Source organism: Rhodopseudomonas palustris HaA2 (assembly GCF_000013365.1).
Lineage (GTDB): Bacteria > Pseudomonadota > Alphaproteobacteria > Rhizobiales > Xanthobacteraceae > Rhodopseudomonas > Rhodopseudomonas palustris_J.
Genome location: NC_007778.1, coordinates 3,560,132 through 3,573,261, shown reverse-complemented (window position 1 = coordinate 3,573,261; position 13,130 = coordinate 3,560,132). Strand labels below are relative to the sequence as shown.

The following is a 13,130-nucleotide window of genomic DNA, read 5'->3' as shown; positions in this document are numbered from 1 at the left end:
GACGTTCTGAAAAGAATCTTCGGCAAAGCATTTCGTTCGCGGGATGGCTGGTTCGTCATACCGGTGAGAGGCATCCGATCGGTGCTCCGGGCTGCCGGAGGTTCCGGTCGGTCTGCAATGACTACTCGCCGAAAGAGCAAACTGATGTCCGTTCATGCCGGTTCGACGCCTTCTTCGTTCTCCCGTTGGTCTTTCTCCCATCGATATCGTCGTCCGGCATTGTTGGCGGGAGCGAGTGCGCTGGCTTTGATGCTAGCCATGCCTGCTCACGCACGGTCGTTGAACGGCGCCGCCTCCACAGTGTCGGCGCCGAACATCGCCTCGGACGCCGCGGCGCAAGCGGCACAGCAAGCCGCGGCCGCTGCGCGGCAGACCCAGGACTCGCTGACGCGCGCCGCACGTGCCGTGCAGGACATGCAGGTTGTGCAGGCGGCGGCGCGCGCCGCGGCGGCCGCTCGGCAGACATCGGCGACGTCGCCCATCAGTGTGCCGAACGGACTCGCGGTCGGCGGCCTCGATCCGAATCTGGCGGCGGGCTGGAGCGGCGCCAATGTGCCGACCGAGGGCGTCAATGCGTCGGGCCAGACCCAGGTCGGCATTCGCCAGACCTCGGCGCAGGCGATCTTGAACTGGAACACGTTCAACGTCGGCGCCAAGACGACGCTGACCTTCGACCAGCAGGGCAACAGTTCGTGGGTCGCGCTCAACCGCGTCACGGCCGCCACCGCGCCGAGTCAGATCCTCGGCCAGATCAAGGCCGATGGCCAAGTCTATGTCATCAACCAGAGCGGCATCATCTTCGGCGGCAACAGCCAGATCAATGTCGGATCGCTGATCGCCTCGACCGCCAATATCACCGACACCCAGTTCAGCGCCAACGGCATCTATTCGACGCAATCCGGCAGCAGTTACACGCCGAGCTTCACTGCGGCTGGCGGCAAGGTCGTGGTCGAAGCCGGAGCCTCGATCTCCACGTCTGCGCCAGCGTCGGTGACCTCGGGCGGCGGCTTCGTGCTGATGATCGGCAGCGAGGTCAGCAATGCCGGAAGTATCTCCACGCCGAAGGGCCAGACGATGCTGGCGGCGGGCGATAACTTCATTTTGCGCAAGGGCTACGGCACCGACGCCAACCAGTTCTCGACCACCAATGGCAACGAAATCGCGACGGTGATCGCTGCCGGCAGCTCCGCGGGCCGCGTGACCAATAGCGGCATCGTGCTGTCGCAGCAGGGCGATATCACGCTCGCCGGCCGGACCGTGACGCAGGACGGGGTGTTGCTCTCCACGACCTCGGTCAACCAGCGCGGCACCATCCATCTGTTGAACGCGGCCAGCGACGCCAGCGGCAGCGTCACGATGACCGGCAACAGCGTCAGCGCGATCCTGCCCGAGCTGGATTCGGACGACACGGCCTTGAACTCACAGCGCGATGCGCTGATCGCCGCGTCCGGGTTGAATCCGCTGGCCGCGCAGTTCAACAATCTGTCGCCGTTGACCGACCGTCGCGACCAGTCGCGGATCGAGATCGTCACCGGCGGTCTCGTCAATTTCCAGAACGGTTCCTACACCGCGGCGCAAGGCGGCCAGATTGCGGTCAGCGCCGGCACGCGCGTGTTCGCCGAGACCGGCGCAACGCTCGACGTTTCGGGTGTGCGGGACGTATTGCTGCCGATGTCGGCCAACCGGGTGGAGGTCAATGTCCAGGGCAATGAACTCAGGGATTCCCCGGTCAATCGCGACAACGCCGCGCTGATCGGCAAGAACGTCTGGATCGATGTCCGCGATCTCGTTCTGGTGGCGGCGGGCACCGGCGGCTATGCCTCCGACCGATACTACACCAGTGGCGGATTGCTCGAAATCAGCGGCTATCTCGCCAATACCGGCCACACCATCGGCGAATGGGCGGCTGTGGGCGGCACCATCACGCTGTCGGCGCCTCAAGTCATCGCGCAGCAGGGCGCAAAGTTCGATATCTCCGGTGGTTCGGTCAGCTATCAAGGCGGCTGGATCTATTCGACCGTGCTGATCGGGAGCGACGGTCGCAGGTATACGGTCGACACTGCCCCGGCCGATATGACTTTCATTGCGGCCGGCGGCAGCTTCGTGCGTACGCATATTATTCAAGGCGAGGTGGCCGAGTCGCTGACTGAAGTGTGGGCCAGCCCCGCCGGTCGCGACATCATAGCGAGCTATGAGGCCGGCTACACCGTCGGCCGCGACGCCGGCCGGCTCAATCTGTCGACGCCGACGGCGATCTTCGAGGCGGATATCATCGCCGACATCATCACCGGCGAACGCCAGGCCCGCGCGCGCGCCGAGGGCGTCACCGACGGCTACAAGCAGGTGCAGAATGCCGCGCCGCTGGAAGGCACGCTCGGCCTCGCCCGTTATGACGCCACGGCAAATCTGGTTGCCGTCTACGGCTCGGATGTCCGCTTCAGCGATGTCGCCGACATCACCACGGGCTTGTCCGCCACCGCCGTGCTGCCGTCGGTCCGCACCAACACCGCCTGGATCGACGCCGACCGAATCAATGAAGCCCATCTCGGCGGGCTCGATATCGGCACCTCCGGCACCATCACGATCGATCGCGCGATCACGCTCGCCGATGGCGGCAAGATCAATCTCAACGCGGCGGTGGTCGACATCAAGGCCGATGTCACCGCGCGGAGCGGCTCGATCGTGGTCGACAACGTGCTGGCAGGCGCCGCTTCGGGCGGCCGCGGCGCCTATGCGGTGCTGCTGAAGAATGGCCTCTCCTCGATCACGCTCTATGACGGCGCGACGCTCGATCTGCGCGGGCTTTGGGTCAACGCGGCGCAGGCGGATTCGGACGATCCGAAGCAGGCCTTCATCGACGGCGGTTCGGTCACGCTGCGTTCGACACATGACGTGACGTTGCAGGAGGGCAGCGTCATCGACGTCTCGTCGGGCGCGGCGATCCTCGCCACCGGCAAGACCAAAGGCGGCCGCGGCGGCGATGTGACGCTGATTGCGGACCAGCAGAATTCCACCGTGACGGCCAACGGCCTGTTGACCCTCGACGGCACGATCCGCGCCTATGGCGTCAGCGGCGGCGGCACGCTCAAGCTCGAATCCGGCACGGCCATCGCCATCGGCGGCAAGGTGCTGGCGACCGACGGCGTGCTCGGCGCCGGCGAGGCGGCGCCGGCCGATCTGGTGCTGCTGGAGGACTATCAGGTCAAGGCCGGCGAGGTGCTGCCGGCGAGCTACTCCTATCAGGCCACCTGGTTCGAGCCCGGCGATACATTGACCGCGGATGCGCGCATCCAATACGTGACGCTGGCGGCGGACTGGACGCCACCGGCGCCAAATCTAACCTTTTACAGTTACACAATCAAAACGGGCGCGGACCAAAAAGGCCCATCTTACAACATCTACGGTTCCAACGCCGTGACTCTCCCGGCGGGGACGGTCATCAGCATCCATGCAAACTCTATGCAATATTTGGCGGGCTACACCTTGCCGGCTGCGGTGTTCCCGAACGGCCTGCCGTCGGTCGCCCCGTTCACCAAGACAGCGGCGGCCGGGACGCTGGCGCCGTCGGACGGCACGATCGCGGCCGGAACGCTGATCAATGCGGGCTCGGTGCTCCAGCGTGCGGCGGCCGTCAAAGAGATCTTGCAGGTCGACGCGTCGCTGTTGCAGTCGGGGTTCTCCAGCTATGATATCAATGGCCGGCAAGGTGTCGTGGTCGCGGCCGGCGCCCAGCTCGATGTCGCGATGCCGGTCTATCGCTTGACGGACGCGGCCTTCTCGGTCGCCACCGGCGAGGATCCCTCTCGCGCGCTCAGCGTCTGGACGCCGCCCGAATGGACCGAAGACGCCGGCAAAAGCAGCCTCACCCAGCGCGGCGGCGCCAGCCTGACCTTGCGCTCCAATGTCGGCGAGGGGACCCTGACGACGGCGAGCGGCCCGATCAGCATTCAGACCGGCGCGGTGATCCGCGTCGATACCGGCCAGTCGATCAGCCTGCAGGCCAAGGATTTCACCATCGACGGCACGCTGACCGCGCCGGGCGGCACCATCAGCCTGACCCAGGCGTCGGCGAGCCTCAATCAGGGCATCGGCGACAACAAACCCGGGCTGGTCTGGATCGGCGATGACGCCGTGCTCGATGTCGCGGCCCGCGCGGTCACGGCGACCAATGCGCGCGGCGAGACCTATGGCGTGGTCGGCAATGGCGGCTCGATCCTGATCGGCGGCGCGATGGATTGGGAGACGACCGGAGAATCCTCCACGTTGAATGCCTTCGTGGTGATCCGGCCCGGCGCGCTGCTCGATGCCTCCGGCACCAGCGCGGTGCTCGACATCTCAGGAACCGGGCTGGCGGGAACCAGCGCGCCGCTCGAGGTTGCCAGCAATGGCGGCAGCATCGTTATCAAATCGAGCAACGGGATCTATCTCGACGGCACGCTGCGCGCGGCAGCCGGCGGCGCGAACGCCGCCGGCGGGACGCTGGCGCTGGCGCTGGAGGCGCCGAACTATTTGCGCTCGTCGACATCCGGCGATGTGTTGCGGCATCGCGAATTGGTCATCGCCGACATCCAGGGCGACAGCGCCATCGCCGATGCCGACTCGATGGCGGAAGCCAAAGCGGCCCTGGTGACCGGCACCGCGCGGCTCGGCGTCGATCGCATCAAGGCCGGCGGCTTCGGCACGCTGTCGCTGCTGTCGGATGGTCTGATTTCGTTCGATGGCAGCGTCACGCTGGCCATGAGCCAGAGCCTGAGCCTCTATGCCGGCGCCTTCGCGCTTGGCGCCAATGCCGCCGCGGATTCGCGGGTATCGCTGTCGGGGCCTTATGTGCGGCTGGCCGGCGTGACCCGCATCGCCAAAGATCTGTACACGTTGCCTGCCGTGCGGTGGGACGAGGGCTATGGCACACCGTCGCAACAGTCGAGCAGCGCGGTCTTCTCCGTCGCCGCCGATCTGCTCGATATCCGCGACCGCGTGGTGTTCGGCATCCACCAGTCCATCAACACCCAGGCCGAGACCTACACACTCGATCGCCGCGGCTTCGCGCTGGTCGATCTTCTGAGCCGCGGCGATGTCCGCATGCTCGGTGGAACCGGGACGAAGGGTGCCCAGCTGCAGACGCCGGGCAACGTCACCGTGACGGCCGCGCAGATCTATCCGGCGACCAAGACCACCGGGTCGATCACCGCCGGCTACATCCCCGGCAGCGACGCTCTGCTTCTCGCCGGCAGCGTGCTGAATATCCTGCGCTACGGCGACACCGATCCCGACGTGCCCTATTCCGCCTTCGGCGCGCTCACCCTGGCCGCCGATACGATCAACCAGGGCGGCGTGGTGCGCGCGCCGTTCGGGCGAATCGTGCTCGGCAGCCTCTCGAGCGGGAGCGTCCCACAGGCGGATACTGTCCATCTGCTGGCGGGCAGCATCACCTCGGTCAGCGGCGTCGGCCTGGTGATGCCCTATGGCGGCACGGCCGACGGCACCAGCTACACCTATAACGGCGCGACGGTCGCCGCGACCAGTCCGACCATCACCCTCAACGGCCTGCATATCGAGGCCGATGCCGGTTCACTGATCGACCTGTCGGGCGGCGGCGAACTGACCGGCGCCGGCTTCGTCTCGGGGCGTGGAGGCTCGGTGAACATCCTGACCACGCCGCTGGTCAATGCCAATCCGGGCTACAGCTACAGCGCCAAGGGCAATCAGGTCTACGCGATCGTGCCGAGCAGCTCCGTCGCCTATGCGCCGGTGGTGCAGGAAGCGGGCTATGGCCTGCCGGCGGTGGGCCGCCAGATCACCATTCCCGAGGGCGTGCCGGGTCTTGCCGCCGGCACCTACACGCTGATGCCCGCGACCTATGCGCTGCTGCCAGGCGCCTATCGGGTGGAACTGGGCAGTACCGTCAGCCCCGCCGTCACCGGCGTCGCTGCGACCGGCGGCGGCTCGTACATCGTCAGCGCCTATCTCGGCGTCGCCAATACGGCGATCCGCGCGTCGCTGCCGAACCGGGTCATCATCACGGCGGCGGATCAGGTCCGCAAGCATTCGTCCTTCAACGAGACCACCTATAATGCCTACGTGCTGGCTAACGCCGAGACCAACAGCGTCGCGCGCGGCTGGATGACGGTCGATGCCGGCGGGCTGTACATGCAGCTCGCCAAGGCGCGCGTCGCCGATGATCGGATGCAATTGATGTTCGATGGCGCGCTGCGCATCCGGGCCGAGGCCGGCAGCGACGGCTACAGCGGCGCAGTCTCGATCACCGGCATCAGCGAGATCCTCGCGACCGGGCAGGGCGCCACCGCCGGCATGGTGGCGGCCTCGGTCTCCGCCGACGAACTCAGCAAGCTCGACGCGGCGCGTCTGATCCTGAACGCCGGCTATTTCGGCGATATCGTGCTGCGCAGCGGCGCTCGACTGTCGGCGGCTGAGATCGTCTTCTACTCGAGATCAAGGTCGTGGGCACAGGAGAGGGGCGCCATCACGATCGAGGAGGGCGCGACGATCAGCACCATCGGTCGCGGATCGACTGGCACCGACACGAGTGCTCCCTACCTTGTGGATTCCGGCATGCTGATCGTGTCCAATGGCGTGATCACCTTGCTGCAGGGCGAGACAACGGCGGCCGACGTCGATATCACGATCGGCGCCTGCGTCACCGCTGGCTGCAACCTGACCACGACGATCGCCTCCGAAGGCACCATCGGCCTGATGACGTCGGGCAGCGTCAGCTTCGCCGACAACGTCTCATACGGCACCCGCAATCTCGTGCTGGGATTGTCGGCGATCAATCTCGGCTCCGATGCCAGCATCGCTGCAGCTTCGGCCGCCGGCCGGCTGCCGACCGGGCTGACCCTCAACCAGGCCGTGCTGGCGCGATTGCTGGCGGGCAACACCGCGATCGGCGCGCCGGCGCTGGAGACGCTGGCGCTCAGTGCGCGTGACGCGGTCAACGTGTTCGGCGACGTCACGCTCGACGCATCGACATTGGAGCGTCTGGTGCTGGCGACGCCGGCGATCTACGGCTACGGCGCGGCCGGCGACACCGCCACGATCCGGGCCGGCGAATTCGTCTGGACCGGCTCGACCCTGGCGCCGGGTGCGGCGATGGCCGATAGGCTCGGCGACAGCACGCTCGACATCGTGGCGAACCGGGTCGTGCTCGGCTACGGCCTCAACACCCAACCCAGCACCACGACAGTCGACAACCGCATCGCGCTCGGCTTCGCCAATGTCAACATTACGGCCACCGACTATGTGACCTCGACCAACGAGAGCACGCTCGGCGTCTATGCCCGGCAGGGTGCCTATGACGCGACGACCGGCTATCAATACAGCGGCGGCAACCTCACCATCACGGCGCCGCTGTTCACCGGCGCGGCCGGCTCGGTCAACACTATCACGGCCGGCGGCGATATCCGCGTCGTCGGATCGGGCGGCACGGCGGGGAGCGTCGATGAACTCGGCGCGACGCTGAAGCTGACCGGCGCCACCATCACCGTCGATACCAGCGTGGTGCTGCCGTCCGGGCGGCTGGAGCTGACCGCGGCGGGCGATATCGTGCTCGGCGACAATTCTCGGCTCGATCTGTCGGGCCGCGCCGTGGTGTTCTTCGATGTCACCAAATACAGCTGGGGCGGCGATCTGGTCATGACCAGCACCGCCGGCAACATCAGCCAGGCGGCGGGATCGGTGATCGATCTGTCGGCGCAGTACAACAGCGGTGGAACCGCGACGGTCACGGCACTCGGCGCGAGTGCCGGCCATGTCGATCTCGCCGGCACGTTCCGCGGCGGCGCGACGGGCACTTACGACGCCGGCGGCACCTATGTGCCCTACGATGCGGCCGAGCTCAGCGTGTATGCGCAGACGCTCGCCGATTTCGCGGGGCTGAATGCCCGGCTCAACAGCAGCGAGCTGTTCGGCGCCCGCCGCTTCCAGATCAAGCAGGGCAGCCTCGTCGTCGGCAACGAGGTCAAGGCGCGCGAGGTCGAAATCACGCTCGACGGAGGCAGCCTGACCGTCAACGGCACCATCGATGCCAGCGGCTATCAGGTCGGCACGATCCGGCTGGCGGCGATGGGCGATCTGACCATCAACGGCACGCTCGATGCGCACGGCACCGGGATGCGCTTCGACAGCTATGGCAAGATCATCGAATCGCCGAACCGCGCCATTGTCGATCTAACGACGCGCATGGGCACGCTGACGCTGACCGGCAACGCGGCCGTCGACCTGCGCGCCGGCACCAATGTGATGTTCGGTTCAGGCGAATATCTCAATGACGGCGTGGCGCGCGGCACCCTGACGCTCAACGCACCACGCCTCGGCGGCTCGGGCGTTGCCGCCGGCACGCGCGGCAACGACGGCGCCAATGACGTCGCCGTCAATGTGCAGGGCACGCCGCTGATCCGGGGCGCCAAGACCATCGCGGTCAATGCGTTCCGCATCTATGACGACGCGCCGCTGGCCGCTGCGCCCGATGTCACCGGCTACAAGCCGCAGGAGATCACGCAGAGCTATCTCGCTGATCTCGACAACGACAGCGTCGCCTTCATCAATGCCGCACTCGGCAATGCCTCGCTGAGCGCCAGGCTCGCAGGTCTCGGCAGCTATCACCTGCGGCCCGGCGTCGATATCGTCAGCAAGGTCAGCGCCGACAATCCGAACGGCGACCTGACGGTGGCCGGCGATCTCGATCTGTCCGGCTATCGCTACGGGCCGAATGCCGATCGCAACGTGAACTCGGCGACCTACGGCTTCGGCGAGCCCGGCGCCTACAACATCCGCGCCGTCGGCAATCTCAATATCCACGGCAGCATCAATGACGGCTTTGCGCCGCCGCCGTCGACGCCCGACGACGTCAAGGGCTGGCTGCTCGAGGAGGGCGTGGTGCCCTATGGCGGCGATCTGGTGCTGGCCACCGCGGTCACGCTCGAGACCGGAACGGTGTTCAAAAAGGGCGTCACGCTGAATTACGACCTTCCGGCCTCTTTCGGCACCCTGCCGTCCGGCACGGTGCTGCCGGTGCGCGCCACCCTGGCAAGTTCGCTCGCGCTGTCGGCGGGCACCGTGGTGCAGGCGACCATCTACAATGCGGACGGCTCGGTGGCCTACGCGGCCGGCATGGTCCTGCCGAACGCGGTGACGCTCACCGCCGGCATGCAGCTCGGCGCCGGCACGGTCCTGAAGAGCGCCGCCAGCTTTGCGGCGCTGGTCTGGCCGAAGGGCGTGCCGCTGCCGGTGGACATGACCTCCACGGCACAGATGACGCTCGCGGCCGGCTCGCTGATCCCGGCCCAGACCAACGTCAAGCTCGTCGGCGGCACTGCGGTGGATCTGCGCGGGACGACCGGCGGCATCCAGGGCCGCAACTGGGCGCTCGCCTCGATGCTCGCCGCCGGCGCGAAATCGTCGGACCTGACGCTGGTGGCCGGCGCCGATCTCGGCTCGGCCAATGTGCGGGCGCGCAACGCGCTGGGCAAGGGCGACATCATTCTGGCCGACACCCACTATGTCTCGCGGTACGCCTCGGCTGGCGATGTCCTCAATTTGAGCCGGGCGGGAGCGGAGGCTCTCTGCGCGGCAGTCTGTAACGACTACGGTTATACGGTGGACGACTTTATCGGAAAGTCGGAGGCCGAAATCTCTGCGCTCTTGTGGGGTACATGGGAGGAAATCGTTTACTACTACGGGATGCCGGCCAATTTCTGGGATCCTGCGCAGGGCAATATCGAACTGGGCCTGACCCAGAAGGGACTCGATGCCCTGATGGTCGTTCTGGGCGGTTACCTTCCCGAGGGTATAACCAATCCGTCCGCACTGCTCAACAAGACGTGGGTTCAGATCGCCACGATCTACGGCGATCCCAACTACACCATGTTTGATTTCGGCTTGCCCGACGATTTCGCGGATCCTGCTCAAAATTACCTCGGCACCATCAGCCTGCCGGCGACGACCACGGTGGTGGCGCCCTCGTTCAGCGTGGTCCGCACCGGCACCGGCGACCTGTCGCTGGTCGCCGCCGGCAGCATCAAGATGCAGTCGCTCTACGGCGTCTACACCGCCGGCACGGCGAACGCGGTCGATCCGAGCTACAATCTCGCCCGCAGTGTCAATGTCGATGGCACGCTGCTCGGCAGCACCAATGCCGATTACGCGACCGCCGCGCTGGCATCCTATCAGGCGTGGTACCCGGATCACGGCGGCAATGTCCTGATCGCGGCGGGCGGCGATCTGATCGGCGACATCTACGGCCAGTCCGCCCGGCAAAGCCCATCGAGCGTGCTGACCGGCAACTGGCTGTGGCGCCAGGGCAGCGGCACCGCGGCGGTCGACCAGACGATCGCGACCTCGTGGTGGATCAATTTCGGCACCTACGTCGAGAATACAAGCTATAGCAATCCGTCCGACATCCCCGATCTCATCGGCTTCACCGGCATCGGCGCGCTGGGCGGCGGCAATATCACCATCCGGGTCGGCGGCGATGCCGGCGCGATCACGCAGCGCAGCAGCGCGGGCGGCCAGACCAGCGGCGTGGATCGAAGCCAGGGCCTGGTGGTTGCCGTGGGCAGCACCGGACGCGTCGGCGCCGACGGATCGCTCACCTTGACCGGCGGCGGCGACATCGACATGCGGATCGCCGGCGCGCTCAATCCGAATCTCGCAATCACCACCTCGAATGACAAGCAGGCCCTCGGCGGCTCGCTGATCAACCTGCGCGGCACGCTCGCCGTGACCGCGGCGTCGATCGGCGGCATCGAGCTGCTCTACGGATTCAGGGACAGCTACGATACCCGCGGCGCCGATCCGTATGAGGCGACGCGGTCCGAAGCGCGATCGGGGATCACGGTGGTCCCCGGCGATTCCGCGGTCTATCTGCAAACCGCGGGCGATCTCGTGCTCGGCGGCGTCGGCGATGCCGGCCGGTCGGCGACGCCGAGCAGTTCCGCCTTCTCGGTCGATGGCGTCGACTACGCCAGCGGCGGCGGCAGCTGGTTCACGCTGTGGACCGATCACACCGCGATCAACCTGATCTCGGCGGGCGGCAACCTCACGCCCACCACCTCGACGACGGAGACGTGGAGCATCGGCTCTTCGAATTACAACAGCGACCAGAACGCCGCCGACGGATGGTTCACCTATCCATCGATCCTGCGGGCGGCGGCGCTCGGCGGCAGCATCTATTACGGCATCGATGCGCTGTCCTTCATGCGCTACGATGCTTCGGCCGTCTATCCCACCATCACCCTGGCGCCCTCGGCCACCGGCTCGCTGGAGATGCTGGCCGCCGATTCGATCTATGCCGGGCACTATGCGTTCAGCCTGTCCGGCACCGGCACGGCATTGCCGACCCCGTTCAATCCGGCCTTCGCAGGCTACCCATCGGACGGTTCAATCGATGTCATCGTGACCAACGCATCGCCGAACGGCAGCCACAGCTCGGGCAGCAGCAACCCGATCAACGGGTCGCTGTTCGTGTTCGGCCCGAACGATGCGAAAGTCGCGCTCGACCGCGCTGATGATGCCGATCCCGTCCGCTTCTACGCCCGCGAAGGCGACATCGTCGGCCTCATGACCGGTGAGACGGTGACGTTTGGGAGCGGCACGACCTGGCTCAATGCATCGGCTCCGGTCGTCGTGCGCGCCGGCCGCGACATCGTCGCGGCCGGCCTTGCGCCCGGCGTCACGGTGTATGGCACCGCCCTCTACGGCTATTCGGACGGCAACCTGATCGTGCACAGCGATGCCGACGACGTCTCGATCTTTTCCGCCGGACGCGACATCCTCTACGCCAATATCGACATCGCCGGCCCCGGCGCGCTCGAAATCTCGGCGGGGCGCAACCTGTACCAGGCCGACAAGGGCGTGATCACCAGTCTCGGCGCGATCGCGTCGGGCGATACCCGCCCGGGCGCCAGCATCGCGCTGCTCGCCGGCGTCGGCGAGGCGGGACCGGATTACGAGAACCTGGCGGCGCTCTATCTCGATCCGGCCCGGCTGGCGGTGGCAGGGGTGCCGCTGGAGGACCAGTTCGGCAAGGTCGCCAAGACCTATGAGAAGGAGCTCGCGGCCTGGCTGAAGGAGCGCTACGGCTTCACCGGCACCGACGCGGAGGCGCTGGCCTATTTCGGCACCCTGGCGCCCGAGCGGCAGCGCATTTTCCTGCGCCAGGTCTACTTCGCCGAACTCACTGCCGGCGGCCGTGAATACAACGACAGCACCAGCTCGCGTTACGGCAGCTATCTGCGCGGACGCAACGTGATCGCCGCGCTGTTCCCGGACCAGGATGCGAATGGACGGCCTGTCGTGCGGGCGGGCGACATCACCCTGTATGGCGCCTCCGGCGTCCGCACCCAGAAGGGCGGCGACATCCAGACGCTCACACCGGGCGGCCGCACCATCATCGGCATTGAGGGACAAGTGCCGCCGGCATCGGCGGGTCTGGTCACGCAGGGCCAAGGCGATATCCAGCTTTACAGCAAGGGCAGCATCCTGCTCGGCCTGTCGCGCATCATGACCACCTTCGGCGGTGACATCATTGCATGGTCTGCGGAAGGCGACATCAACGCCGGCCGCGGCTCCAAGACCACCGTGGTCTACACCCCGCCGCGGCGCGTCTACGACAACTACGGCAATGTCAGCCTGTCGTCGCAGGTGCCGTCTTCCGGCGCCGGCATCGCGACGCTCAATCCGATCCCGGAAGTGCCAGCCGGCGACGTCGACCTGATCGCGCCGCTCGGCACCATCGACGCCGGCGAGGCGGGTATCCGCGTCTCCGGAAACGTCAACCTGGCGGCGCTGCAGATACTCAATGCCGCAAACATCCAGGTGCAGGGCAGCTCCACGGGCATTCCGACCGTGCAGGCGCCGAACATGAGCGCGGGCCTCGCGGCATCCAACGCGACCGCCGCCACCCAGCAGACGGCCGCGCCGAACACTGGCGCCGGGAACGACCGGCCGTCCGTCATCATCGTCGAATTTCTCGGCTTTGGCGGCGGCGATGGCGAACCTGCGCAGGAGAACAAGCGTCGCAAGGATAGCGAGCGACAGACCTACAATCAGAACAGCGCGGTGCAATTCGTCGAGTTCGGCGCCAAACCATAGGCCGCCAGCGCGCGGTCGCTCAT

Annotated in this window: 1 protein-coding gene; it reads left to right on the top strand. The window is 66.6% G+C overall.

Annotated features, from left to right (window positions below; genetic code table 11):
- Window positions 1-258 precede the first annotated feature (258 nt).
- Window positions 259-13,107: a filamentous haemagglutinin family protein gene (locus RPB_RS15760; protein WP_245258240.1), complete on the top strand. Its 12,849-nt coding sequence runs from the start codon at window positions 259-261 to the stop codon at window positions 13,105-13,107.
- Window positions 13,108-13,130 lie beyond the last annotated feature (23 nt).

Bases quoted from the DNA above. Each gene is read 5' to 3' on its own strand.
- RPB_RS15760 (WP_245258240.1), top strand. From the start codon at position 259: ATGCCTGCTCACGCACGGTCGTTGAACGGCGCCGCCTCCACAGTGTCG.